The following is a 25279-nucleotide window of genomic DNA, read 5'->3' as shown; positions in this document are numbered from 1 at the left end:
GGCGGGCCGAGGTCACATGCGCGAGACGTTCCGCTCGTACACCAGACGCAGCCCGATCAGCGTCAGCCACGGCTCGTGCTCGTCGATCACCGAGGACTCGCCGAGGACCATCGGAGCCAGTCCGCCGGTCGCGATGACGGTGACGTCCTCGGGATCGTCGGCGAGCTCGCGCGCCATCCGGTTCACGACCCCGTCGACCTGGCCCGCGAACCCGTAGATGATGCCGGACTGCATCGCCTCGACGGTGTTCTTGCCGATCACCGCGCGCGGCCGGGCCACCTCGATCTTGCGGAGCTGCGCGCCCTTGACGCCGAGCGCCTCGACGGAGATCTCGATGCCGGGAGCGATGACGCCGCCGATGTACTCGCCGCGCGCGCTGACCGCGTCGAAGGTGGTCGCCGTACCGAAGTCGACGACGATCGCCGGGCCCCCGTACAGCTCGACGGCCGCCACGGCGTTGATGATCCGGTCGGCGCCGACCTCCTTCGGGTTGTCCGTGAGGATCGGCACGCCCGTCTTGACGCCGGGTTCGACCAGGACGGCGGGGACGTCGCCGTAGTAGCGCCGCGTCACCTCGCGCAGCTCGTGCAGCACGGACGGCACGGTCGCGCAGATCGCGATGCCGTCGATGCCGTCGCCGAGCTCCTCGCCGAGCAGCGGGTGCATGCCCATGAGGCCCTGCAGCAGCACGGCGAGTTCGTCGGCGGTGCGGCGCGAGTCGGTGGAGATGCGCCAGTGCTCGACGATCTCCTCCCCGTCGAAGAGGCCGAGGACCGTGTGGGTGTTGCCCACGTCGATGGTCAGCAGCATGCCGGGGTTACTCCGCCGCTCGCAGGTCGAGGCCGATGTCGAGGATCGGGGAGGAGTGCGTGAGCGCCCCCACCGCCAGGAAGTCGACGCCGGTCTTCGCGTACGCCTCGGCGTTGGCGAGGGTGAGCCGGCCGGACGCCTCCAGCAGGGCGCGGCCGGCGACGAGGGCGACCGCCTCCTCGCACTCGACCGGCGTGAAGTTGTCCAGCAGGATCAGGTCGGCGCCCGCGTCGACGACGTCGCGCAACTGGTGCAGGGTGTCGACCTCGACCTCGACGGGGACCTCCGGGAACATCTCCCGTACGGCCTTGAAGGCCTCGGCCACACCGCCCGCGGCGACCACGTGGTTGTCCTTGACCAGCGCCGCGTCGGACAGCGACATGCGGTGGTTGACGCCACCGCCGCAGCGCACCGCGAACTTCTCCAGGGAACGCAGGCCCGGCGTGGTCTTGCGGGTGTCCCGCACCCGCGTCTCGGTGCCCTCCAGCGCGTCCGCCCACGCGCGCGTGGCGGTCGCGATGCCGGACAGCCGGCACAGGAGGTTGAGGGCGCTGCGCTCGGCCGTCAGCAGGTCGCGGGTGCGCGTGGTGACGCTCAGCAGCTTCTGGCCGGCCTCGACGCTGTCGCCGTCGTCGACGTGCCGCTCGACCTCGAACTCGTCGGTGCAGACCACCGACAGGACGGCCTCGGCGACGCGCAGGCCCGCGACGACGCCCGCGTCCCGGGCCGTGAAGTCGGCGGTGGAGACGGCGTCCTCGGGGATGGTCGCGACGGTCGTCACGTCCACACCGTGGTCGAGGTCCTCCTGGATCGCCACGTTCGCGATGTCCTCGACCTCCAGGGGGTCGAGACCGGCGTCGGCCAGGAGCTGGGCCAGAGCGGGATCGAGGCCGCACTCCATGTACGCCTCGTCCATGTCTGCGCCGCAGCCGCAGCCGTCGCCGCAGCCGCCGCTCTCGGCGAGGGGAAGGTCGTGGGTGCTCACTTCGGTCACTGCTCCTGGGGACGGGACGGGGGCGCCGGGTGGGGCTGCCGGGATGTCGGGGGGAAGTCTGCGGTATCGGTGGTGCGGACGGCGAGGGTCCGGTCGGGATTCAGCCGTACGACGATGTGGCGGCGCCACTGGTCGTCGTCACGGTCGGCGTGGTCCTCCCGCCAGTGGCAGCCTCGGGTCTCCTCGCGCAGCAGCGCGGCGGCGACCAGGACGCGGGCCACGCACAGCAGGTTGGTGGCCTCCCAGGTGTCGACGCCCGGCTCGGCGGTCTTGCCGTTCTCGTCCAGGGCGTCCCGCGCGTCGGTGTGCAGCCGCTGGAGCTGCTCGGCGGCGGCCGCGAGGGACTCGGCGGAGCGCAGCACACCGGCGCCGCCCGTCATGATCCGCTGGATCGCGAAGCGGGTCTCGGGGGCGAGCAGCGGGTGCGCGGGCGTCTCGGGGTGCGGGACCGGCTGGGGCACGCGCGCGTGCAGACCGTCCTCGGCGTGGCTCGCCGCGATGTCCGCGGCGATCCGCTCGGCGTAGACGAGGCCCTCCAGCAGCGAGTTGGAGGCGAGCCGGTTCGCGCCGTGAACGCCCGTGCAGGCGACCTCGCCGCACGCGTACAGGCCGGGGACGGTGGTGCGGCCCCGCGCGTCGGTGCGGACGCCGCCGGAGGCGTAGTGGGCGGCCGGGGCGACCGGGACGGGCTCGGTCACCGGGTCGATGCCGTGGGCGCGGCAGGCGGCGAGGATCGTGGGGAAGCGGTGCTCCCACATGGCGGCGCCGAAGTGCCGGGCGTCGAGGAACATGTGCTCGGCGTCCTGCTCCAGCATGCGGCGCGTGATGCCCTTGGCGACGATGTCCCGGGGCGCCAGTTCGGCCAGCTCGTGCTGTCCCACCATGAAGCGCACGCCGTCGGCGTCGACCAGGTGCGCGCCCTCGCCGCGTACCGCCTCGGAGACCAGCGGCTGCTGGCCCTCCGCGTCGGCGCCGAGGAAGAGGACGGTCGGGTGGAACTGGACGAATTCGAGGTCGGAGACCTCGGCGCCCGCGCGCAGGGCGAGGGCCACTCCGTCGCCCGTGGAGACGGACGGGTTGGTGGTCGCGGAGTACACCTGGCCCATGCCGCCGGTCGCGAGGACCACGGCGGGGGCGTGGACGGCACCCACGCCGTCGTGCTGGCCCTCTCCCATGACGTGCAGGGTCACGCCCGCGGTGCGGCCCTCGGCGTCCGTCAGGAGGTCGAGGACGAGCGCGTTCTCGACCGTGCGCAGACCGCGCGCGCGGACCGCCTCGACGAGGGCCCGGGAGATCTCGGCACCGGTCGCGTCACCGCCCGCGTGCGCGATGCGGCGGCGGTGGTGGCCGCCCTCACGGGTGAGTTCGAGGGCGCCCTCGGAGGACTCGTCGAAGTGGGCGCCGGTCGCGATGAGCCGGCGGACCGCGTCGGGACCCTCGGTGACGAGGATGCGCACGGCCTCCTCGTCGCACAGGCCCGCGCCCGCGACCAGGGTGTCGTCCAGGTGCTGCTCGGGGGTGTCGCCCTCGCCGAGAGCGGCGGCGATGCCGCCCTGTGCCCAGCGGGTCGAGCCGTCGTCCAGGCGGGCCTTGGTGACCACGACGGTCCGCAGCCCCGCGGCCTCGCAGCGCAGCGCGGCGGTGAGCCCGGCGACGCCGGAGCCGACGACCACGACGTCCGCGGTCAGGGCCCAGCCCGGGGCGGGCGCGTGCAGGCGTATGCCGGTGCCAGTGGCGGTGTCTGAACCTGTGCCTTTGCCGGTCACGAGGCGGCTCCGAAGGTGAGGGGGATGTTGTCGATCAGGCGGGTCGTCCCGACCCGGGCGGCGACGGCGAGGACCGCCTCGCCGGTGAAGTCGTCCGGGACCTCGGTGAAGTCGTCCGGGTCGACGAGCGCGAGATAGTCCAGGACCAGCGGCGGCCGCAGACGGGCCGCCTCGTCCAGGACGAGGCGGGCGGCCGAGCGGACACCACCGGGCCAGCCGGGCACGGCCTTGGCGACCGCGTGCGCGTCGGCCGCCGCCCGGGACTCGCCTATGGCGCTGAGGGCCTCGGCGCGCTCGCGCGTGGCGGGCACCTCCAGGGCACGCGCGCGCAGTGCCTCCTGGGCTGCGTGCCGGTCGCGGCCGGCGAACAGTGCCTGCGAGAGGGCGAGCGCGGTGCGCCGCTCCTCGGCCGAGAGGTAGCGGTTGCGGCTGGAGAGGGCGAGCCCGTCCTCCTCGCGCACGGTGGGAACACCGGTGATCTCGACGCCGAAGTTCAGGTCGCGTGCCATGCGCCGGATCAGGGCGAGCTGCTGGGCGTCCTTCTGACCGAACAGGGCCACGTCGGGCCGGGTCAGGTGCAGCAGTTTGGCGACGACGGTGAGCATGCCGTCGAAGTGGCCGGGCCGTACGGAGCCCTCCAGACGTTCGCCCATGGGTCCCGCGGAGATCCGGACCTGGGGCTCGCCGCCGGGGTAGACCTCGTCGACGGAGGGGGCGAACACGACGTCCGCGCCCGCCTGTTCGGCGAGCTTCAGGTCGGCGTCGAGGGTGCGCGGGTAGCGGTCGAGGTCCTCGCCCTGCCCGAACTGGAGGGGGTTCACGAAGACGGTGACGACCACCTCGCCCGTCTCCCCCGCGATCTCGCGGGCGGTACGGATCAAGGTGGCGTGGCCCTCGTGGAGGGCGCCCATGGTCATCACGACGGCTCTGCGGCCGGTCCGGGCCCGCGCGGACAGTTCGCCGGCGGTGCGCAGCAGGGCGGTGGTCATCGGGTGTCTCCCTCGGTCCCCTGGGTCGCGTCCGTCCCGGCGGCGAGTACCCCCAGGAGGTCCTCGGCGAGTTCCGGCTTGAGCAGTCCGTGGGCGAGCGCGCGGTCGGCGGTCGCGCGGGCCATCGCCAGATAGCCGGCGACGGTCCCCGGGGCGTGCCGGCGCAGTTCGGCGACGTGCGCGGCGACCGTGCCGGCGTCTCCGCGCGCGACGGGGCCGGTCAGGGCGGCGTCGCCCGACCTGAGCGCGTTGTCCAGGGCGGCGCCGAGGAGCGGGCCGAGCATGCGGTCGGGGGCTTCGACGCCCGCGGTGCGCAGGAGTTCCATCGACTCGGCGACCAGGGTCACCAGGTGGTTGGCGCCGAGCGCGAGGGCCGCGTGGTAGAGCGGGCGGGACTCCTCGGCGATCCACTCGGGCTCGCCGCCCATCTCGATCACGAGGGCCTCGGCGGCCAGCCGGAGCTGGTCGGGGGCGGTGACGCCGAAGGAGCATCCGGCGAGCCGCTGGACGTCCACCGCGGTGCCCGTGAAGGTCATCGCGGGGTGCAGGGCGAGCGGCAGGGCGCCCGCCCTGAGGGCCGGGTCGAGCACGCGCGCGCCGTACCGTCCGGAGGTGTGCACCAGGAGCTGTCCCGGGCGGACGGCGCCCGTCTCGGCGAGTCCTTCGACGAGCCCGGGGAGCGCGTCGTCGGGGACGGTCAGCAGGACGAGGTCGGCGCGCTGGAGGACCTCGGCCGGGGACACCAGCGGGACGTCCGGCAGGAGCTGTGCGGCCCGCCGCCTGGAGGCGTCGGAGACGCCGGAGACGGCCACCGGGCGGTGTCCGGCGAGCTGGAGCGCCGCGGCGAGCGCGGGTCCGACGCGGCCGGCGCCGACGACGCCGACGGTCAGCCGCGCGGGGCGGTCCTTGGGCTCTGGCTGGGGATACGTACTCACGCGACGGCGGCCTTCCGTTCCAGTCCGCTCGGGGTACCGGACGATTTCTCGTCATGTTAACGCGATTGGTCCGACGGGAGTCCGGCCGTCCACAGGCTGTGGGTTTCCGCGCGCCGCGACACCCGTGCGGACCCTGACCGGGTGAACGGGATTTCCACAGGTCACCGGCGTGCGGAATTCGAGGTGACCGGCCGGGCCCGCGCGGGCCATGATCCTGGGATGAGCGATACGTCGGCACGAGGCGGTACGGACCCCGCGGAGCGGGGCGGGACGGACCCTGCGGGACAGGGCGAGGAGGGGGCGGGGATGGCTCCCGAGGAGCGGTTCGAGCGGCGCGTGGCGGCCTGGAAGGCGGCCGGGCGGGTGCTCTGGCGGCCTGGCTACCAGTTGTCGCTCCGCGAGCGCCTGGCCTGGCTGAACGAGGAAGCCGGTGAGGTGTGCGACCTCGACGAGCGGGTCGACATGTACGGCGGCGGCCTCGTCGAGACCCTGGAGGAGCGGGTCGCCGAGCTGCTGGGCGCGGAGGCGGCGGTCTTCTTCCCGACCGGGACCATGGCCCAGCAGGTCGTCCTGCGCTGCTGGGCGGGCCGGACCGGGAACCCGACCGTGGCCCTGCACGGGCTCAGCCATCCGGAAGTCCATGAACGGCAGGCCTTCAGCCAGGTCAGCGGCCTGCGCCCGGTCCGTGTGACGAACGAGCCCCGGCTGCCGACCGCCGAGGAGGTACGGGACTTCCCCGAGCCGTTCGGCGCGCTGCTGCTGGAACTGCCGCTCCGGGACGCCGGTTTCGTCCTGCCCACCTGGGAGGAGCTCACCGAGGTCGTGGAGGCGGCCCGGGAGCGGGACGCGGTGGTGCACATCGACGGGGCCCGGCTGTGGGAGTGCACCCCGCACTTCGGCCGCCCCCTGGCGGACATCGCCGGCCTCGCCGACAGCACGTACGTCTCGTTCTACAAGTCGCTCGGCGGTTTCGGCGGTGCCGCCGTCGCGGGGCCGAGGACGCTCGTGGACGAGGCGAAGACCTGGCGGCACCGGTACGGCGGCATGATCATCCAGCAGTTCCCGACCGTCCTGTCGGCGCTGATCGGCCTGGAGCGGGAGCTGCCCCGGCTGCCGGAGTACGTCGCCCACGCGCGCGTGGTGGCCGGAGCGCTGCGCGAGGGCTTCACGGAGGCGGGGGTCCCCTGGGTCCGTGTCCACCCGGAGGAGCCGCACACCCACCAGTTCCAGATCTGGCTGCCGTACGACCCCGACGTCCTCGGGGACGCGGCGCTGCGGCAGGTCGAGGAGACGAAGACCGGCCTGTTCGCGCAGGGCTGGAACCGGGGCGGCCCGGGACTGGCGTACACCGAGGTCACCGTGGCCGAACCGGCCCTGGAGTGGACGGCGGACGACGTGAAGGCGGCGGTCCGCACGTTCGTGGAGCGGCTGCCGGACCGGAACGGCTCGTAGTCCGGGAGCGGGCGGAGCGGGCGGGGCCTCTCGGGCCTCTCGGGCCTCTCGGGCCTCTCGCGGGCCGGGACCTCTGGCGGTCACGGCTCCGGGGCCGGGAGGCCGGGCGGTCATGGCTCCGGGTGCGGGAGGCCGGGCGGGGCTCAGCGGGCCGGCCGGCCGTGACCGCCGTGCAGCCAACGGCCCAGGGCTCCGCGCAGCCGCCCACGGGCCGGACGTCCGGCCATGACGGCCCGGAACCGGCGGTTCTCGCGCACCTCCCGCGCGGTCTCCCAGTCGTGGCTGCCGGGCGCCGGAGGCGGGGCGTCCCCGTGCTGCGAGGACCGGTAGCTGTCCAGGATGTACTGCTGGGTGATGCTCATGGCCGACCGCCTCTCGGGAGAGGGATGGGGTCCGAGGGCCCCGTGCTGACTGCCCCGGTCGTCCCAGGTTGCGCCTGATCACAGCGGCTGTCGCCTTGATTGACGGCCGTCGTCAATCGACGGCGGCCGCTGTCGGTGGCGGGGTGCACCATGGGGACATGAGCGTGCGCATCGACATCGGCGGCCTGCGGCCGGAGCGGGTCGCCGTCGTGCCGTCGCCGCTGGCCGAGCTGGGGATGGCGCTGCACGCGCTGGCGGAACCGGGGCACCACCCCGGGCTGCAGGGCTGGACGACGGGAGTGACCGCCGGGCTCGACGCCCACCTCGCGGACCGCATGTGCGAGGCGGACTTCCTGTGGCGCACGACGTTCTCGGACCTGTTCCTGCCGTGCGCGGGCGTCCCGGGCGGCGCCTCGGTGCCGGGCGGGACCCTGGCCGAGGACCTGGACCTGCTGGACAAGCTCACCGACGAGCAGTTCGTGGACGCGGCCCTGGAGTTCACCTGCGCGCTGGCGTACGGCACCGAGGGGCCGCACGCCCTCTCCGACCCCGAGGTGCAGCGCCGCGCCGTGGATCTGGCCGCCTCGCGGGGGCCGCAGCAGACCCGGTTCACGGAGCGGCTGCTGATGGACCCGCCGGGCGTGCGGGCCTGGCTGCGGCAGTTCCTGGAGGACTGCGACGAGGCGTTCTTCGCGGAGACCTGGGCCCGGCTGCGCCACCCGCTGGCCGCTGAGGCCCGGCACAAGACGGATCTGCTGCGGCACAAGGGCCTGTCCGAGGCGCTGGCCTCCGTCTCCTCCGCGCTGTCCCTGGACGAGGCGGCGCGGATCATCACCGTGGACAAGCTGACCGAGGGGAGCACCACGGTCACGGCGGACGGCGGTCTGCTGCTGGTCCCCACCAGCCTCGGGCGGCCGCACCTGATGGTGCTGCACCGCTATCAGTGGCAGCCGGTGCTGCACTACCCGGTCAGCTCCCCGGAGCTCGCCGCCCCGCCCTCCGTCGAGCAGCTCACCCTGCGGATGGCCGCCCTGTCGCACCCGGTCCGGATGCGCATCTGCCGGCATCTGGCCCGCAGCGCGTACACCACCGGCGAGCTCGCCCAGGTGCACGGCATGACCGCGCCGGAGATATCCCGGCACCTGAGCGTGCTCAAGAAGGCGGGTCTGATCACCACCCGGCGGCGCGGCCGCTATGTGCTGCACCAGCTCGACGTCGGCGTGGTGGCCCGGCTGGGGAGCGACTTCCTGGAGGGGATCCTGCGCTGAGGCGCGCCGCGGGGGCCGGCTGACACCGGTTGGACGGAGACGTGACCGTCAGTGGCGACGGGCAATTCAGCCCCTCCGGCGTTTGAGGAGCGGGGTCTGGGGCGGAGCCCCGGGTGCGATGGGGGTCCCCCTGGTCGAGCGAAGCCGAGACCTTGGGGGAGGGTAGGGGCGGAGGGGGCGAGAGACGACGGTGGCGGTGGCCCGGGGGCGGTCAGTCGAAGCGGATGTGGCGCACGCTCGTCCGCGCGCGGCGCAGGCGTCCGCGCAGGGCGCCGTCGCGGTTCGGCGCGAGGGTCAGCCCCGCCAGGACCGCAATGCGCTCGGCGGTCCTGGCGACCGACGTCTCGTCGGTCCACAGGTGCTCGGCGAACTCCGGCTCGCGCAGCCGCTCCAGGCAGTGGTCGAGCCGCCCCACCGCCCAGCTCTCGCGCCGCAACGGGGCGTCCTTCCCGGCGACTTGACCCACGAAGTGCCCGAAGCCGCGTTCGCGCAGCCGCCGCAGGACCGTCTCGCGCTCGGCCAGCAGCGTGAAGTGCCGTACGTCGTGGCCCCGTTCACGCAGCCGCCCGACCGTCTCCGCGAAGTACCCGGGGTCCGTGACCGTCATGGGGGCGATGACCACACCGTCCCGTTGGCCGAGCGCGAGGTCGAGCACCTCGACCACACCCTGCCGCCAGGACACCAAGTCCTGGAAATCTCCCCGGAGTTCGGGCGGGAGCATCCGGTGCAGGCCGAAGCCGGCGTGTTCCGGATCGCAGATGACGCTGCCGGGCAGCCGGCGCCGGATCTCGTGTGCGGTCTGTGTCTTGCCGCCCCCGAAGGGCCCGTTGATCCACAGGAGCATGGGCAGACCCTAGTGCGCGACGGTCACGTCCCGGTCACGTCTCCGTGCCGCGCCCGGCCGGCAGGCCGCGGCTTCGTACGTCAGCCGAGGCCGCCCGCCCGGACGAGGCCCGTCTCGTAGGCGAGGACGACCACCTGGACCCGGTCCCGCAGTCCCAGCTTGGTGAGGATGCGCCCGACGTGGGTCTTCACGGTGGCCTCCGAGAGGACCAGACGGGCCGCGATCTCCCCGTTGGACAGGCCCTGCGCGACGAGGATCATGACCTCGCGCTCGCGCTCGGTGAGCCGTTCGAGGCCCTTGTGCTGGGGCTCCTTGCCCGCGTTGGGCAGCAGCGGCGCGAACCGGTCGAGCAGCCGCCGGGTGGTGGACGGCGCGACCACGGCGTCGCCGCTGTGCACGGAACGGATGGCGGCGAGCAGCTCACCCGGGGGCACGTCCTTGAGCATGAAGCCGGAGGCGCCCGCCTTCAGTCCGGAGAACGCGTACTCGTCGAGGTCGAAGGTGGTCAGGATCAGGACCTTCGGCGGGTTCGGGTCCGAGCAGATGCGGCGGGTGGTCTCCACACCGTCGAGCTTCGGCATGCGTACGTCCATGAGGACCACGTCGACCTCGGTGGCGGCCAGCACCTGCAGGGCCTCGACGCCGTCGCCCGCCTCGGCCACGACCTCCATGTCCGGCTGGGCGGCGAGCACCATCCGGAAGCCGGTGCGCAGCAGCACCTGGTCGTCGACGAGCATCACGCGGATCGCCATCGGGGGCCTTTCACTAAGTCGGGGCCGGTCCTCGGACCGGGTGTGTACAGGTGTCAGTGGGCCGCTTTGAGCGGCAGCAGGGCGCTGATGCGGAAGCCCCCGCCGGGGCGCGGCCCCGCGTCCAGGGTGCCGCCGACCATGCCGACGCGCTCCCTCATGCCGATCAGTCCGTGGCCCTGTCCGTCGGCGCCGCCCTCCTCGTACAGCTCGTGGGGCGCTCCCTTGCCGTCGTCCTCGACGAGCAGCCCGAGGCCGTCGTCGAAGTAGACCAGACGCACGCTGGCGCCCGCGTTCGGGCCTCCGTGCTTGCGGGTGTTGGTGAGCGCCTCCTGGACGATGCGGTACGCCGTGAGCTCCACCCCGCTGGGCAGCGGGCGCGGGGTGCCCTCCACCTTGAAGTCGACGGGCAGGCCCGAGGTGCGGCACTGCTCGATGAGGTCGTCGAGCTGCTCGACGTCGGGCTGGGGCACGTACTCGCCGACCTCCTGGTGCTCGCCCGTGCGCAGCACGCCGAGCAGTCGGCGCATCTCGGCGAGGGCCTGCCTGCCGGTCCCCGAGATGGTCTCCAGCGCCTTCCTGGCCTGCTCCGGGGCGGTGTCCATGACGTATGCGGCGCCGTCGGCCTGAACCACCATCACCGAGACGTTGTGCGCGACGACGTCGTGCAGCTCGCGTGCGATCCGGGCGCGTTCGGCGGCGACCGCGACCTTGGCCTGCGCCTCGCGCTCCTTCTCCAGCCGGGCGGCCCGCTCCTCCAGTTGCGCCAGGTAGGCGCGGCGGGTGCGGATCGAGTCGCCGAGCACCCAGGCGAGCGCGAACGGCACGGTCTGGAAGATGGCGATGAAGACGCCGCCCGGCCCGCTGGACTCGGTGGGCCAGCGGAGCTGCGCGAGCGTGCCCGCGCACAGGCCGCCGATCAGCGCGAGCCGGGAGGCCCAGCGGGCTCCGTTGGCGGCGACCGTGTAGATGATCACCAGCATCGCGAAGTCCTCGGGCGCCGAGGGGACGTCCAGGACGAGCTGGGCGAGGCCCGCGGCCACGGCCAGGAGCAGCATCTTCTCGGGCATGCGGCGGCGCAGCGCGACGACCGCGCTCAGCGCGAAGGCGATCGGGAGCGCCACGGCGGTCGACGACGGCCCTTCCGCGGCGCCGTTGACATTGCTGATGCTCACCCAGGAGATCCCGAGCAGGGCGACGGCCCAGAAGGTGTCGACCCATGTCGGGTACCTGCGGAGAAGGTCATAGAGGCGCTGCACGTAACCCAGAGTAGGGAGGCGTTCGGTGTGCCCGGGTCAACCGGAGGACCGATCCGGGACCGCTCCTCGTACTCCCCAAGGTGGATGCCCCCCGCTCCGGGGCACCGGGAAGCGGCCCGGGAGAGCCTGGGGCGTGGCCTAGCCTGGCCCGGTGGACGGTGCGGCTGCGGGTGAGTGGCGTGGGTGGCGCGAGGCGGCGGAGGAGGCCCTGTACGGGCCCCGCGGCTTCTATCGCCGCCCCGAGGGACCCGCGGGGCATTTCCGGACCTCGGTGCACGCCTCCCCGCTGTTCGCGGGCGCCGTGGCGCGGCTGCTGTGCCGCCTCGACGCGGCGCTCGGCCGCCCGGACCCGCTGGCCTTCGTGGACATGGCGGCCGGCCGCGGCGAGCTGGTGAGCGGCGTCCTCGCCGCGCTCCCCGCCGACGTGGCCGGCCGTGTGCGCGCGTACGCCGTCGAGCGGGCGGACCGGCCGGAGGGCCTCGACCGGCGGATCTCGTGGCTCGGCGAGCCGCCGCGGGGCGTCACCGGGCTGCTGTTCGCCAACGAGTGGCTCGACAACGTGCCCGTGGACGTCGCCGAGATCGGCCCGGACGGATCGGCGCGGCGGGTCCTGGTCCGCGCCGACGGGACCGAACGTCTCGGGGAGCCGGTCACCGGGGAGGACGCCCGCTGGCTGCGCACGTGGTGGTGGCCCGTTCCCGACGACGGGCCCGCCTCGGGGGCGGAACCGGCCCCCGAGCGCGTACAGGAAGCGCCGCACCCACCAGGGGCGGGAGTGGCTCCTGGGGCGCCCCTCGCGCCCGTGGAGGGCGCGCGTGCGGAGATCGGGCTCCCCCGGGATCTCGCCTGGGCGTCCGCCGTGGCGGCGCTCGACCGGGGACTCGCCGTCGCCGTCGACTACGCGCACTTCGCGGGCGGACGGCCGCCCTTCGGGACCCTCACCGGCTTCCGGGACGGACGGGAGACGGCACCGGTGCCGGACGGCTCGTGCGACCTCACCGCGCACGTGGCGCTCGACGCGTGCGCGGCGCCCGGGGGCCGCGTGGTGACCCAGCGCGCGGCGCTGCGCGCGCTGGGCGTGAGCGGCGCCCGCCCCCCGCTCGCCCTCGCGTCGGCGGACCCCGCCGGCTATGTGCGCGCCCTCGCGGGCGCCGGGCAGGCGGCGGAACTCACGGCGCCGGGCGGGCTGGGCGACTTCGGCTGGCTGCTCCGGCCCGTCGGCTTCCCCGACGGGCTCCGGGACTCCCCCGACGCGGTCCTGCGCGAGGCCCTACTTGTCGATGTCCCCGACCACGAAGAACAGTGACCCGAGGATCGCCACCATGTCGGCGACGAGCGTCCCGGGCAGCAGTTCGGTGAGCGCCTGGATGTTGTTGAAGGACGCGGAGCGCAGCTTCAGCCGGTAGGGGGTCTTCTCGCCCTTGCTGACGAGGTAGTAGCCGTTGATGCCGAGGGGGTTCTCGGTCCAGGCGTAGGTGTGGCCCTCGGGCGCCTTCAGGACCTTCGGCAGGCGCTGGTTGACCGGGCCGGGCGGCAGCTCGGCCAGCCGGTCCAGACAGGCGTCCGCGAGGTCCAGGGAGTTGTGCGTCTGTTCCAGGAGGCACTCGAAGCGGGCCAGGCAGTCGCCCTCCTCGCGCGTGACGACCTTCAGGGTGTCCTGGAGCTCCCCGTAGGCGAGGTAGGGCTCGTCGCGGCGCAGGTCGAAGTCGACGCCGGAGGCCCGCGCGATGGGGCCGCTCACCCCGTACGCGTGCACGGCCTCGGGCGCGAGGGCGCCCACCCCGCGGGTCCGACCCCGGAAGATCTCGTTGCCGAGCACCAGGTCGTCGTAGACGCCCATCCGCGTGCGCAGCGCGGCGACGCAGGCACGCGCGCGTGTCGTCCATCCGGCCGGGAGGTCCTCCTTGAGGCCGCCGACGCGGTTGAACATGTAGTGCATGCGCCCGCCGGAGATCTCCTCCATGACGTGCTGGAGCTCCTCGCGCTCCGTGAAGGCGTAGAAGATCGGGGTGATCCCGCCCAGCTCCAGCGGATAGGAGCCGAGGAACATCAGGTGGTTGAGGACCCGGTTGAGCTCCGCGAGCAGCGTGCGCATCCATACCGCGCGCGCGGGGACCTCCATGCCGAGCATCCGCTCCACGGCGAGGACGACGCCCAGCTCGTTCGAGAAGGCCGACAGCCAGTCGTGGCGGTTGGCGAGCATGATGATCTGGCGGTAGTCGCGCGCCTCGAAGAGCTTCTCGGCGCCGCGGTGCATGTAGCCGATGACCGGCTCCGCGTGCTGGATCCGCTCACCGTCGAGTACGAGCCGCAGTCGCAGCACGCCATGGGTCGAGGGGTGCTGGGGGCCGATGTTGAGCACCATGTCGGTGCTCTCGGCAGCGCCGCCGATGCCGACCACGGTCTCCGTCGTGGGAGTCATGGCCACAGTCTCTCGTACGTACGCTTGCCGCATGGAGACGGGGAGCGTGCGGACCGAGGAGAGCGCCCCGGGGGAGCCGGTCTGGACCGGACTGCCTCCGGGGCTGCTGCGGATGCGACGGCTGTTGCTTGTGGTGTGGCTGGGGCTCCTGGCGATCGCCGTCGGACTGCTCCTCGCCCTGTTCGCCGGTCCTGGCTGGGCGGCCTTCGCCCTGCTGCCGCTCGCCCTCGTCGCGTGGGGCTGGCGCATGCTGGGGCGCAACTGGCGCTCCTGGCGGTACGCGGAGCGCGCGGACGACCTGCTGATCAGCCGGGGCGTGCTGTGGCGTGAGGAGACCGTGGTGCCGTACGGGCGCATGCAGCTCGTCGAGGTGACCTCCGGGCCGCTGGAACGTCACTTCGGGCTCGCCAGCGTGCAGCTCCACACGGCCGCCGCGGCCACCGACGCGTGCATCCCGGGGCTCGACCCGGCCGAGGCCGAGCGGCTGCGGGACCGGCTCACCGAACTGGGCGAGGCACGATCGGCGGGCCTGTGAGCACGGCCTCCCCGGACTCCTCGGGGCCCCCGTCGGCCGCCTCCGGAGCCCTCCCCGGCACGCCGGGCGCACCGGGCGACGGCGCGTCCGTACCGGAGGCGGAGCCGCTGTCCGAGCGGCGGCTGCACCCCGTGACCCCGTTCCGGCGGGCCTGGGCCCCGGTCGCGGTCCTCGCCGGCTGGGCCGTCCACGACCCGGGCCAGGCGCAGGAGCAGATCTCCCGGCTCACGACGACCGCGCTGCTCCTGGGGCTCGCGGTGGTCGTGCCGGGCGCCGCCCTGTACGGCTTCCTGAGCTGGTGGTTCACCCACTTCGCGGTGACCGGCACCGAACTGCGCATCCGCACCGGCCTGTTGTTCCGCCGCACCGCGCACATCCGGCTCGAACGGCTCCAGGCCGTCGACATCACCCAGCCGCTGCTGGCCCGGGTCGCGGGGGTCGCCAAGCTCAAGCTCGACGTCGTCGGAGCGGACAAGAAGGACGAACTCGCCTATCTGGGCGAGGGTGAGGCGCGGCGGCTGCGTGCCGAACTCCTCGCCCGCGCGGCCGGGTTCGCGCCCGAGTCCGCCCACGAGGTCGGCGAGGCGCCGGTCCGGCGGCTGCTGCACGTACCGCCCGCCGTCCTCGCCGCCTCCCTGCTGCTCACCGGCGCCACCTGGGCCTCCCTGGCCGCCGCGCTCGTCGTGCCGACGCTGCTGTGGCTCGCCACGCACAGCGCCTGGACGGTCCTCGCGACCGGACTGCCCCTGCTCGGCGCGGCGGGAGGCGTCAGCGTGGGACGGTTCGTCGGCGAGTACGACTGGACGGTGGGCGAGTCGCCCGACGGCCTGCGCATCGACCACGGCCTCCTGGACCGTACGCACGAGACCGTGCCGCCCGGACGCGTGCAGACCGTGCGGATCGTCGAACCCCTGCTGTGGCGCGGCCGATGGGTGCGTGTCGAGCTGGACGTGGCCGGGTCGTCGAACACGGTCCTCGTGCCCGTCGCTCCCCGCGAGGTCGCCGAGGCCGTGATCGCCGTCGTGCTGCCCGGAGTGACCGTGCCCGCGGCCCTGGACCGGCCGCCGCGGCGGGCCGGGTGGTGCGTGCCGTTCTGGTGGCGCGGGTACGGACTGGCCGTCACCGGCTCCGTGTTCGCGGCGCGCCGCGGGCTGCTGCGGCGCCGCCTGCACCTGGTCCCGCACGCCAAGGCGCAGAGCGTCCGGCTGACGCAGGGGCCCTGGGAGCGTTTCAAGGGGCTCGCCGACGTCCACATCGACGCCGGCGCCGGCAGGACGGTGACGGCGCGGCTGCGGGACGCCGCCGAGGCGCGGGCCCTCCTCCAGGCGCAGGCCGACCGGTCCCGCACGGGACGCCGGGAGGCCCGGCCGGACCGCTGGATGGCCTGAGGCCCGCCGGGCCCAGGGAACGAAAACGGGTGAGGGCGGTGGCTTCGTGCCACCGCCCTCACCCGCTCATGCTTGCTCTGCCCCGGTCACGCCCGCTCGGCGGCCCCGTCGGTCAGGAGGCCGCGCTCCGCAGCCCCGTCATGTCGATGTGCTCGGTCTCGTCGTGCTCGGTCAGGTCGATGACCTGGCGGTCGGCACCCTCCGGAGCCTGGCCCGCGGACCGGGCCCCGGACGCGCCGGCCTCGGCCTCGTGCTCGGCGAGCGCCTCCTGACCGACCACGTCGGCGAGGTCCTCGTTCTGCACGGCCTCCACGGCGGCGGCCTCGGACGCCTCCTTCTGCGTACCGAAGAAGTCGAACCCTCCCTCGACCGAGGGGCGCCGCACCGGCGCGGGCTGCGGGACGACGGCCACCGCGGTCGGCACGGTGAAGTGCCCGGAGCGCTGGGCCGACCTGGCGGGCGGAAGCGCCGCGCGCGCCGGAGGCGCCGTCACGGCCCGGCGGGCCCTGTCGGGCGCGGTGGACGACGACTCGGCGTCGGCGGCCGCGCGCTGGTGCTCGCGGGCCGCCTCGGGCTTCCCCTGCGCCCCACCCGCTTCCGCGACGGAGTCCGCGGAGGGACCCGTCCCGGTGGCCGGAGCGCTCTTCGGGGCGGCCTCGCCGTTCGCGGCCGTGTCCCGCTCGGCCACCCGGTCCCTCGTCGCGACGAGGTCCTTCGTGGCGGCCGCGCCCTTCTGCATCGCAGCGCGCTTCGCCGCCGCGTCCCGCTTGACGGCCGCGTCGAGCGCGGAGCCGCCGGGAGCGGGCACGTCGTTCAGGGACCTGGCGGTCGCGGTGCGGGTCTCGGGGACCTCGGCCGAGGCGGTTCCGGGAGCGGCGGCTTCGCGGTCCGCGTCCGGCAGCGCGAGCGCCACGGACGTCGGCGCCGTCCCGGTCCCGGTGCCCTCCGGGGCCTCGCCCACTGTCCGGTTCAAGGCCGCTCCGGCCCGCAGGAAGAGCGACGAACCGGCCGGGGAGAAGACCTCGGGAGACTCGTCGGCCCCGGCACCCGCCTCCGCCTTCGCGTCGTCCTCGTCGTCCTCCGTCTCGGAGACCGCGTCGTCGTCGGGCGCGATGAAGGCCTCGATGGCGTCCGACCCGCTCACCGGCGCGTCCGACCCGCTCGCGGCCACTCCGCCCCCGGAACCGTCGGACGGCGCCGGGTCCTCGGACGCCTCGCCCGATGCCGGGCCCTCGGACGCGTCCGGTTCGCCGGAGGCGTCGGGCGCCTCGGCCGTCCCGGTCGTGTCCGGCGCGTCCGCCGTTCCGGAGGAGTCAGCGGTGTCCGCGGTGTCTCCGGAGACCGGAGTGGCGTCCGGGTCCGGCGTGCCGGAGGGGTCCTGGGACTCGGCGGACTCGGCGGACTCGATGGTGTCGACGGCGTCGATCTCGTCCGGAGCCGTCCGCGCGGCAGGCAGGGCACGGGCGGGTACCGAAGCCTCTATGGCGAGCTGCCGGCGACCCTCCAGGGCGGTGGCCCGCTCGGTCTCGGCCGTGGCGTACCGCCGCAGCAGCGCCGCGTGCTCGTTGCGCAGGCCGGCCAGCTCGGTGCGCTTGGCGCGCAGCTTCTGCTCCAGCTTGGCGCGCAGTTCGCGCGACTCCTCGAGGTCCGTCTCCAGTTCGGCGACGCGCTCCTCGTGACGCCACTCGTCGCTCGCCCGCGCGCGCGTGAGGTCGGCGACACGTTTGCCCGCCGCGGTGTCCCATTGGCGCAGGACGACCGCGCTGACGACCGCCGTCGCCGCGGCACCGGCGGCCAGGACACGGAGCGCGAACGCGTCCGTGAACAGCCAGGGGCCTATGGCGCAGACGAGCGACACACCGGCGATCGCCGAAGAAGGCAGCACCCTGTGCAAGGGCGGGGAATGGCGGTGGCGTCCACGTGGCATGGCCAGAAACTTACCGCGCGTAGGCGAATCTTGGTGCCCCGCCCGGTAAAAACCCAGTGTCCCCGCAGGCTTTGTCCTGTACCAGGCACCTACAGGGCACACCGCTTGTCCCACAAAGCCCGTCCCGCCCCCCGATCGCACCGGCTCCGCGATCAATTCCACGGGCTCCGGACAGTTCCCGAATCGTCATCACCGGGAGGCGGCATTCCTCCGGGAACGGCATTTCCGGGTGCCGGACGACCCAATTGGTCCCGGGACGCCCCGGGGCGCGTCCCGGCCGGTCCGGCGGGGCCCGGCTGTCGCTGGGACGTCGTGTCCGGCGGGGCCCGCCGGTCGCCCGGACCTCGTGTCCGGCGGGGCTCAGCGGTCGCTCAGCCGTCCGCTGAGCCACTGGAGAGCACCCGGGATCTCCCTCCGCCAGGTGTTGAAGTTGTGGCCGCCGCTCTCGAGGATGATCGACGAGATCCTGGTGGGATTCCTGGATTTCACGAGGTCTATGAAGTCGAGCGTCGCCTTGTAGTTGGATTCGCCCGCCTTGCTGCTGGTGACGAGGAGCGAGGTGTCCGGGGCGGGCTTGTTCTTCAGGTACCAGCGCAGATCGGCGCTGTCGCGCAGGGCCTTGTCGCCCCGGAAGAGGTCACCCGTGGTCCGGTCGATCGGCGCCTTGTAGTACGGCGAGAGGCCGGCGCCCGCCGCGTACACCCCGGGGTGGTGGACGGCGAGTTTCAGCGCGCAGTACCCACCCGTGGAGTCGCCGATGATGCCCCAGCTCCGGGGATTTCCGCCCACCCGGTAATGCGCCGACACCGCCTCGGGCAGGTCCTTGGCGAAGAAGGACTCGGTCTGCGGCCCGCCGGGGATGTCCACGCACTCGGTGTCCCGCGGCGGAGCGACGGTCGGCCGCAGCATCACGAGGATCATCGGCTGGGTCCTGCCCTCCTTGACCAAACGATTCGCCGTCTGCGGGAAGTGGAGCGCCTTGATGAGCGCCTTGGCCGTGCCGGGGTACCCGGTCAGCACGGTGACCGCCGGGAACGTACGGGTGCGGTAGCGCGGCTGGAAGTACTCCGGCGGCAGGTAGACGTACGCCGGTGTGGCGATCCGGGTCGTACGGCCGACGATGTCGATCTTCTGGATCTGGCCGCCGGTCCGCGGCCGCGCACCGCCCGAGACGGCCACCTGCTCGGTGTCCACGACCTGGAGGGGGCCGCCGCCCGGCCCGTTGGCACCGTCGTGGTCGACGACCACGCCCTCGCCCCTCTCGCGCCCCAGGAGATCCGCCCAGCTCGCGTAGAACCCGAACGCCTGGTTGACGGACAGTCCGACGGAGGCGAACAGCATCACCTGGGTGGCCAGCAACAGCCCGACACGCCCGCTGACGGACCGCCAGGTACGCCGGGAGAGGCGGGGCCACCACCACACCGTGCCGACGAAAAGCAGTACGGCGAGCACGACCACCAAAGCCAGCATCTTGTTGCTCGTGAGACCCATGGGGTGCACCGCCTGCGCTTTCCGTCCGGGTCCGTCCCGCCCATTGGCGAGGCCTTGCCCTGGACTTTCCTTGCCTTTTGAACCGGCTTTCCGGAAGGGAGTGAACCTGTCTCCCCAAGACACCGTCCTAGAGGGCGCAATGTCGCCGGATGCCGGAATGGCACCGGATTCAAGGTCTCTCGCGGAACCACGGGATGCGATGTCTGTCAGGGTAGATGGGGAATTGTCGGGTGGGGTTCCGGGCCGGAGCGGCCGGACGCGGCGCGTGTTGCGCGGTCCGAGCCCGGAGGCCGTCCCCGCCCTGATCGCCAGGGCCTGCACGCTCGTGGGTCTCCTGGACGTCGCCGCGGGCGTCTTCCCGCGCTTCCGTCACAGCCGTATGCACGCCCTCGCCGAGGTGCTGCCCGGCTCGTTCGGGCCCTTCGCCGCGGCACTGTCGCTCAGCGCCGGCGTGCTCCTGCTGCTGCTCGCCCACGGGCTGCGGCGCCGCAAGCGCCGGGCGTGGCGCGCCGCGGTGCTGCTGCTGCCCGCGGGCGCCGCCGCGCAGTTCGCGTACCGCCACTCGGTGATCGGCGTCGTCATCTCGGCCGCGCTGCTCCTGCCGCTGCTGCGCCACCGCGACGAGTTCGCCGCGCTGCCCGATCCACGCAGCCGCTGGCGCGCGCTGGCCAACTTCGTTCTCATGGGCGCCGGTTCCCTCGTCCTCGGACTCGTCATCGTCAGCGTCCACGAAGACCGCATGATCGGCGACCCGAGCCTGGCCGACCGCATCAGTCACGTCCTGTACGGCCTGGTCGGCTTCGAGGGCCCCGTCGACTACGCGGGACCCACCTCCTGGACCGTCGCCTTCTCCCTCGGCGCGCTCGGCTGGCTCACCGCCGTCACCACCGTCTACCTCGCCTTCCGCCCCGAACACCCCGCCGCCCGCCTCACGGAGGACGACGAGGCCCGGCTGCGCGCCCTCCTGGAGCGGCACGGCGGCCGTGACTCCCTCGGCCACTTCGCGCTGCGCCGCGACAAGGGGGTCGTCTTCTCGCCCAGCGGCAAGGCGGCGGTCACCTACCGGGTCGTCTCCGGGGTGATGCTCGCCAGCGGCGACCCCATCGGCGACGTGGAGGCCTGGCCCGGCGCGATCGAGCGCTTCATGGACGAGGCGAGGGCGCACTCCTGGACGCCCGCCGTCATGGGCTGCTCCGAGACGGGCGGCGAGGTGTGGACGCGTGAGACCGGCCTCGACGCCCTCGAACTCGGGGACGAGGCGGTGGTGGACGTCGCGGATTTCTCCCTGTCCGGGCGCGCGATGCGCAACGTGCGCCAGATGGTCAAACGCATCGAACGCGCCGGCTACGAGACCCGGGTACGGCGCATCCGTGACCTCGGCGAAGGCGAGCTGGAACGGATACGGCGCGCGGCGGAGGACTGGCGCGGCACCGACACCGAACGCGGCTTCTCCATGGCGCTCGGCCGTATCGGTGACCCGTCCGACGGCGACTGCCTGATCGCCACCGCGCACAAGGCCGACGAGACGCCCGGCCCGTACGGCGACCTGAAGGCCGTCCTGCACTTCGTCCCGTGGGGCGCGGACGGCGTGTCCCTCGACCTCATGCGCCGCGACCGCTCCGCCGACCCCGGCATGAACGAACTCCTCATCGTGGCGGCGCTCCAGGCCGCGCCCCGGCTCGGCATCGAGCGGATCTCGCTCAACTTCGCGATGTTCCGCTCGGCGCTCGCGCGCGGCGAGAAGATCGGCGCGGGGCCGGTGCTGCGTGCCTGGCGGGGACTGCTCGTGTTCCTGTCGCGCTGGTTCCAGATCGAGTCGCTGTACAAGTTCAACGCCAAGTTCCGTCCGCGCTGGGAGCCGCGCTTCGTGGTCTACGCCTCCTCCCGGGACCTCCCGCGCATCGGCTTCGCCGCCATGCAGGCCGAGGGCTTCGTGAATCTCGCCCTGCCCCGCCTCCTGCGCCGCCGGGCGCCGGCCCCGCGCCCCTGCGCCCACGCGGTGCCGGAACGAGGGGTCAGGGCGGTGTAGCCGTCCGTACCGGGACCGGCGGAGGCGACGGGTCACATCACAGGGCGATGACGCCTCCGCCGGGAGGCCTAGGCTGGACGTATGAGTATTGAGCGCGGGCGCGGCCGAGTCGCGGGACTGCCGACGTGGGACCGCTGCGCGGTCATGGGGGTCGTGAACGTCACCCCCGATTCCTTCTCCGACGGCGGCCGCTGGTTCGACACGACGGCCGCGGTCAAGCACGGCCTCGGCCTGGTCGCCGAGGGCGCCGACCTCGTGGACGTGGGCGGCGAGTCCACCCGCCCCGGAGCCACGCGCGTGGACGAGGCCGAGGAGCTCAAGCGGGTCATCCCCGTCGTGCGCGGCCTCGCCTCCGAGGGCGTCACCGTCTCGGTGGACACGATGCGCGCCTCCGTCGCCGAGCAATCGCTCGCCGCGGGCGCCGCCCTCGTGAACGACGTGAGCGGCGGTCTCGCCGACCCCGCGATGATCCCGGCCGTGGCGGCTGCGGGTGCCCCCTTCGTGGTCATGCACTGGCGCGGTTTCCTGGCCGGCGGGAACGTCCAGGGCACGTACGGGAACGTCGTCACCGAAGTCCTCGACGAACTCCACGCGCGCGTGGAGGCCGTCCTGGCGGGCGGCATCGCCCCCGACCGCGTCGTCGTCGACCCCGGACTCGGCTTCTCCAAGGACCCCGAGCACGACCTGGCCCTCCTGGCCCACCTCGACCGTCTCCGCGCGCTCGGCCACCCCCTGCTGGTCGCCGCCTCCCGCAAGCGTTTCCTCGGCCGTGTCCTGGCCGGCCCCGAGGGCGCCCCGCCGCCCGCGCGCGAGCGGGACGCCGCCACCGCCGCCGTCTCGGCGATAGCCGCCCAGCAGGGCGCGTGGGCGGTCCGTGTGCACGAGGTACGGGCCACCGCCGACGCCGTACGGGTCGCCCGTGCCGTCGAGGGCGCGCGGACCGGCGCCGGCACGGACACCGCGGACTCTCCGGCCGCAGAGGGAGCCCGGTGAGCACACCCCGTACCGACGTCGAACAGGTCGAACTCGCCAACACGGCGTACTACGAGGCGATGGAACGGGGCGACTTCGAGGAACTGACCTCGCTGTGGCTCGCCCCGCTGGACACCTCCGACGACGATTTCGAGGGCGAGGGCGCGGTCGTGTCCTGCGTCCACCCGGGCTGGCCCGTCCTGAACGGCCGCGGCGAGGTGCTCCGCTCGTACGCGCTGATCATGGCGAATACGGAGTACATCCAGTTCTTCCTCACCGACGTGCGCGTGTCCGTGTCCGGCGACACGGCCCTGGTGACCTGTACCGAGAACATCCTCAGCGGCGGTCCCGCACCCGACGAGGGCGGTGAGCTCGGCCCGCTGGTGGGCCAGCTCGTCGTCGCCACGAACGTGTTCCGCCGCACGGCCGACGGCTGGAAACTCTGGTCCCACCACGCCTCCCCCGTACTGGCCGAGTCCGGGGAGGAAGAGGACGAGGAATCCGCCGGTTGAGTGGGATGGGGCGCTCCCGGGGCGGAGAGGTGATTGGAATCCCCGGTCCGGGGTAGGGGCGGCTACCAACCCGTGAGCCGCCGCGTTCCCCAGGGGAAACGCCCGGTGAAGCCTCGTGGCCTTCACCGGGACGCCCGCCCCGATGGGTGAGCGTTGTCGGTGCCCGCAGGTAGATTCGTTCGAGGCCGGTGTGCCGATCCCACTCGGCGTACGACGGCCCTCACCGACAATTGCAGGAGTGATTCGCGTGGATCGTGTCGCGCTGCGCGGCCTCAAGGCTCGCGGGCACCACGGCGTCTTCGAGAAGGAGCGCGAGGAGGGCCAGACCTTCATCGTGGACCTGACGCTGGGCCTGGACACCCGCCCGGCCGCGGCCGACGACGACCTGGCGAAGACCGTGCACTACGGCGTCGTGGCGGAGGAGGTCGTCGCCGTCGTCGAGGGCGATCCGGTCGACCTCATCGAGACGCTCGCCGAGCGCATCGCCCAGACGTGTCTCAAGCACGAAGGCGTCCAGGAGGTCGAGGTCTGCGTCCACAAACCGGACGCGCCGATCACGGTCCCCTTCGACGACGTGACCGTCACGATCATCCGGAGCCGAGTATGACCACGTCCTTCACCGAGGGTCAGAGCGACCCGACCGTCCAGCCGGTGCCCGCCTCCGTGGTCGAACAGGTCGACGCCGCCGACACCACGCTGAGCAACCCCAAGCGCGCGGTGATCTCCCTCGGCTCGAACCTGGGCAACCGTCTGGAGAACCTCCAGGGCGCCGTCGACGCCCTGGAGGACACCCCCGGCGTCCGGGTCAAGGCCGTCTCCCCGGTCTACGAGACCGAGCCGTGGGGTGTCGAGCCGGGCAGCCAGCCCTCGTACTTCAACGCGGTCGTGGTGCTCAGGACCACCCTCCCGCCGTCCTCGCTCCTGGAGCGGGCGCACGCCGTCGAGGAGGCCTTCCACCGCGTGCGGGACGAGCGCTGGGGCCCGCGCACGATCGACGTGGACATCGTCGCGTACGCCGATGTCGTCTCCGACGACCCGGTCCTGACCCTCCCTCACCCGCGCGCGCACGAGCGGGCCTTCGTCCTCGCCCCCTGGCACGACGTGGATCCCGAGGCGCAGCTCCCCGGCCGCGGCGCCGTCGCCGGGCTCCTCGACTCCCTCACCCGCGAGGGCGTCGCTGCCCGCGGCGACCTGGAACTCCGGCTGCCCGAGTAGTCGTTAAGGTCAAGACGACCACTGGCCGGCCCGACACGGGGCCCCGGCCGTACGCGGCTATCGAAGGGGCAACGTGAAAGAGCTGCGGATCAGGACACTGGCTGCCGTTTTCGTGGTGGCCGGAGTGCTGTCCTGGGCGGGCGCCCGCCTATGGAACGCGGTGGGCACGCTGCCCCGGGTCCCGCTGGCCGCCCCCATCGTCCTCGCCCTGATCGCGATCGTCCTCCTCGCGACGGCCCTGTCGCTGCGCTCCCGGCTCAAGGCCCAGCGCGAGCGCCGCCCCGGCGCCAAGGGCGTCGACCCGCTGATGGCCGCTCGCGCGGTCGTCTTCGGCCAGGCGAGCGCCCTGGTGGCCGCCCTGGTCGCGGGCATGTACGGCGGCACCGGCGTGTTCCTCCTGGAATCCCTGGAGGTCCCCGCCCGCCGCGACCAGGCCATCTACGCCGGCTTCTCCGTCCTCGCCGGAATCGGAGTGATAGCGGCCGCCTTCTTCCTGGAGCGCGTCTGCAAGCTCCCGGAGGACGACGACGAACACCACGGCGGCACCGCCCCGGTGGCGTAGCCGGGCGATGCCGCCCCCGGGTGGCTCCAGCGGGCTCCAGCGGGATCTAGCGGGATCTAGCGGGATCTAGCGGGATCTAGCGGGATCTAGCGGGCCATGATGAGGCTCATCGCCTCGTTGCGGGTCGCGGCGTCCCGCAGTTGTCCGCGCACGGCCGACGTGATGGTCTTCGCGCCGGGCTTGCGGATGCCCCGCATGGACATGCACATGTGCTCGCACTCGACGACCACGATCACACCGCGCGGCTCCAGGATCTCCATCAGGGAGTCGGCGATCTGCGTCGTCAGCCGCTCCTGGACCTGGGGGCGCCGGGCGTAGACGTCGACGAGACGGGCCAGCTTCGACAGGCCGGTGATCTTGCCGCTCGTGGACGGGATGTAGCCCACGTGAGCGACCCCCCTGAACGGGACGAGATGGTGTTCACACGTGCTGAACACCTCGATGTCCTTCACCAGGACCATCTCGTCGTGGCCCAGGTCGAACGTCGTCGTCAGCACGTCCTCGGGTCGCTGGACCAGGCCCGCGAATATCTCCTTGTACGCCCGCGCGACCCGCGCCGGCGTCTCCCGCAGGCCCTCGCGGTCCGGGTCCTCGCCGACCGCGATCAGGAGCTCGCGTACGGCGTTCTCCGCGCGCTTCTCGTCGAACTCACCGATCACGCCCTCGCCGTCCAGCGTCACGGGGTCGGTCATCTGGTCCTCGTTCCTGTGGAGCCTGTGCGTGCCTCGACGCGTCCAAAAGGTGCGGGCACACGAAAATGCCGCGCCCCCCAGGCTAGAACCTGGGGGGCGCGGCATC

24 protein-coding genes are annotated in these 25279 nt (G+C 73.3%); 11 read left to right on the top strand and 13 right to left on the bottom strand.

Annotated features, from left to right (window positions below; genetic code table 11):
* Positions 1-12: 12 nt before the first annotated feature.
* Genes ACFRIC_RS13860 through ACFRIC_RS13840 form a run of 5 tightly spaced genes read right to left on the bottom strand, consistent with a single transcriptional unit; the run spans position 13 to position 5494 of the window.
* On the bottom strand, positions 13-810 hold the full coding sequence (locus ACFRIC_RS13860) for a type III pantothenate kinase (RefSeq protein WP_339130709.1): 798 nt from the start codon (positions 808-810) through the stop codon (positions 13-15).
* Between the two features lie 7 nt (positions 811-817).
* A complete protein-coding gene (gene nadC / locus ACFRIC_RS13855) occupies positions 818-1795 on the bottom strand; it encodes a carboxylating nicotinate-nucleotide diphosphorylase (RefSeq protein ID WP_382784120.1) in 978 nt (325 codons plus the stop codon).
* A 5-nt stretch (positions 1796-1800) separates the two neighbouring features.
* Positions 1801-3570, bottom strand: coding sequence for an L-aspartate oxidase (locus ACFRIC_RS13850; RefSeq protein ID WP_382784117.1), 1770 nt, complete (start codon positions 3568-3570; stop codon positions 1801-1803).
* Positions 3567-4559 carry a pantoate--beta-alanine ligase gene (gene panC / locus ACFRIC_RS13845; protein WP_382784115.1) on the bottom strand — a complete coding sequence of 331 codons (993 nt, stop codon included), beginning with the start codon at positions 4557-4559 and terminating at the stop codon, positions 3567-3569. The genes ACFRIC_RS13850 and panC overlap by 4 nt, the downstream gene beginning before the upstream one ends.
* Positions 4556-5494, bottom strand: a complete 939-nt coding sequence (locus tag ACFRIC_RS13840) for a Rossmann-like and DUF2520 domain-containing protein (RefSeq protein WP_382784112.1) — start codon at positions 5492-5494, stop codon at positions 4556-4558. Before ACFRIC_RS13840 ends, panC begins: the two co-directional genes overlap by 4 nt.
* 219 nt (positions 5495-5713) lie before the next feature.
* On the opposite strand from ACFRIC_RS13840, the gene ACFRIC_RS13835 reads away from it, so the two are divergent.
* Entirely contained in the window at positions 5714-6946 is a 1233-nt protein-coding gene (locus ACFRIC_RS13835) for a threonine aldolase family protein (RefSeq protein ID WP_382784110.1), read from the top strand.
* A 143-nt stretch (positions 6947-7089) separates the two neighbouring features.
* On the opposite strand, the gene ACFRIC_RS13830 is transcribed toward ACFRIC_RS13835, so the two are convergent.
* Positions 7090-7308 carry a hypothetical protein gene (locus ACFRIC_RS13830; RefSeq protein WP_382784107.1) on the bottom strand — a complete coding sequence of 73 codons (219 nt, stop codon included), beginning with the start codon at positions 7306-7308 and terminating at the stop codon, positions 7090-7092.
* A gap of 158 nt (positions 7309-7466) precedes the next feature.
* On the opposite strand from ACFRIC_RS13830, the gene ACFRIC_RS13825 reads away from it, so the two are divergent.
* A complete protein-coding gene (locus ACFRIC_RS13825) occupies positions 7467-8576 on the top strand; it encodes a DUF5937 family protein (protein ID WP_382784102.1) in 1110 nt (369 codons plus the stop codon).
* Positions 8577-8787: 211 nt separating this feature from the next.
* Here the strand turns inward: ACFRIC_RS13825 and ACFRIC_RS13820 are convergent, their stop codons facing one another.
* The 3 genes from ACFRIC_RS13820 to ACFRIC_RS13810 form a co-directional block, all read right to left on the bottom strand.
* On the bottom strand, positions 8788-9420 hold the full coding sequence (locus tag ACFRIC_RS13820) for an AAA family ATPase (RefSeq protein ID WP_382784099.1): 633 nt from the start codon (positions 9418-9420) through the stop codon (positions 8788-8790).
* A gap of 80 nt (positions 9421-9500) precedes the next feature.
* Complete coding sequence (locus ACFRIC_RS13815; protein WP_361684771.1) at positions 9501-10172, bottom strand: response regulator transcription factor; 672 nt, start codon at positions 10170-10172, stop codon at positions 9501-9503.
* A gap of 53 nt (positions 10173-10225) precedes the next feature.
* Positions 10226-11428: a sensor histidine kinase gene (locus ACFRIC_RS13810; RefSeq protein WP_382784095.1), complete on the bottom strand. Its 1203-nt coding sequence runs from the start codon at positions 11426-11428 to the stop codon at positions 10226-10228.
* A 151-nt stretch (positions 11429-11579) separates the two neighbouring features.
* Between ACFRIC_RS13810 and ACFRIC_RS13805 the strand changes: the two genes are divergently transcribed.
* Positions 11580-12734 (top strand): SAM-dependent methyltransferase, encoded by a 1155-nt coding sequence (locus ACFRIC_RS13805; protein WP_382784093.1) that lies wholly within the window; start codon positions 11580-11582, stop codon positions 12732-12734.
* On the opposite strand, the gene ACFRIC_RS13800 is transcribed toward ACFRIC_RS13805, so the two are convergent.
* Positions 12699-13850: an NADH-quinone oxidoreductase subunit D gene (locus ACFRIC_RS13800; RefSeq protein ID WP_382784090.1), complete on the bottom strand. Its 1152-nt coding sequence runs from the start codon at positions 13848-13850 to the stop codon at positions 12699-12701. The genes ACFRIC_RS13805 and ACFRIC_RS13800 overlap by 36 nt on opposite strands.
* 31 nt (positions 13851-13881) lie before the next feature.
* Here ACFRIC_RS13800 and ACFRIC_RS13795 point away from each other — a divergent pair, with 31 nt between their 5' ends.
* Both ACFRIC_RS13795 and ACFRIC_RS13790 read left to right on the top strand, forming a co-directional pair.
* On the top strand, positions 13882-14385 hold the full coding sequence (locus ACFRIC_RS13795) for a PH domain-containing protein (protein WP_382784087.1): 504 nt from the start codon (positions 13882-13884) through the stop codon (positions 14383-14385).
* A complete protein-coding gene (locus tag ACFRIC_RS13790) occupies positions 14382-15773 on the top strand; it encodes a PH domain-containing protein (protein WP_382784084.1) in 1392 nt (463 codons plus the stop codon). The genes ACFRIC_RS13795 and ACFRIC_RS13790 overlap by 4 nt, the downstream gene beginning before the upstream one ends.
* 112 nt (positions 15774-15885) lie before the next feature.
* Here ACFRIC_RS13790 and ACFRIC_RS13785 read toward each other — a convergent pair whose 3' ends face one another.
* Positions 15886-17700 carry a hypothetical protein gene (locus tag ACFRIC_RS13785; protein WP_382784081.1) on the bottom strand — a complete coding sequence of 605 codons (1815 nt, stop codon included), beginning with the start codon at positions 17698-17700 and terminating at the stop codon, positions 15886-15888.
* A gap of 360 nt (positions 17701-18060) precedes the next feature.
* The gene (locus ACFRIC_RS13780; protein ID WP_382784079.1) at positions 18061-19191 is read right to left on the bottom strand and encodes an alpha/beta hydrolase; all 1131 of its coding nucleotides are present in this window, start codon (positions 19189-19191) and stop codon (positions 18061-18063) included.
* 199 nt (positions 19192-19390) lie between these two features.
* On the opposite strand from ACFRIC_RS13780, the gene ACFRIC_RS13775 reads away from it, so the two are divergent.
* From ACFRIC_RS13775 to ACFRIC_RS13750, 6 genes are all read left to right on the top strand, one after another.
* A complete protein-coding gene (locus tag ACFRIC_RS13775; RefSeq protein WP_382784077.1) occupies positions 19391-21220 on the top strand; it encodes a phosphatidylglycerol lysyltransferase domain-containing protein in 1830 nt (609 codons plus the stop codon).
* Positions 21221-21301: 81 nt separating this feature from the next.
* On the top strand, positions 21302-22213 hold the full coding sequence (folP, locus tag ACFRIC_RS13770; RefSeq protein WP_382784074.1) for a dihydropteroate synthase: 912 nt from the start codon (positions 21302-21304) through the stop codon (positions 22211-22213).
* Positions 22210-22704, top strand: coding sequence for a nuclear transport factor 2 family protein (locus tag ACFRIC_RS13765; protein WP_382784072.1), 495 nt, complete (start codon positions 22210-22212; stop codon positions 22702-22704). The genes folP and ACFRIC_RS13765 overlap by 4 nt, the downstream gene beginning before the upstream one ends.
* Before the next feature lie 247 nt (positions 22705-22951).
* Entirely contained in the window at positions 22952-23311 is a 360-nt protein-coding gene (folB, locus tag ACFRIC_RS13760; protein ID WP_382784069.1) for a dihydroneopterin aldolase, read from the top strand.
* Complete coding sequence (folK, locus tag ACFRIC_RS13755) at positions 23308-23919, top strand: 2-amino-4-hydroxy-6-hydroxymethyldihydropteridine diphosphokinase (protein WP_361684793.1); 612 nt, start codon at positions 23308-23310, stop codon at positions 23917-23919. The genes folB and folK overlap by 4 nt, the downstream gene beginning before the upstream one ends.
* A 73-nt stretch (positions 23920-23992) precedes the next feature.
* Positions 23993-24481 (top strand): DUF3180 domain-containing protein, encoded by a 489-nt coding sequence (locus tag ACFRIC_RS13750; RefSeq protein WP_103552701.1) that lies wholly within the window; start codon positions 23993-23995, stop codon positions 24479-24481.
* Positions 24482-24567: 86 nt separating this feature from the next.
* Here ACFRIC_RS13750 and folE read toward each other — a convergent pair whose 3' ends face one another.
* Positions 24568-25173, bottom strand: a complete 606-nt coding sequence (gene folE / locus ACFRIC_RS13745) for a GTP cyclohydrolase I FolE (RefSeq protein ID WP_382784064.1) — start codon at positions 25171-25173, stop codon at positions 24568-24570.
* Positions 25174-25279: the final 106 nt, after the last annotated feature.

The sequence above is a fragment of the Streptomyces sp. NPDC056738 genome (genome assembly GCF_042790435.1).
Lineage (GTDB): Bacteria > Actinomycetota > Actinomycetes > Streptomycetales > Streptomycetaceae > Streptomyces.
This window is presented reverse-complemented; position numbering and strand designations above follow the sequence as displayed.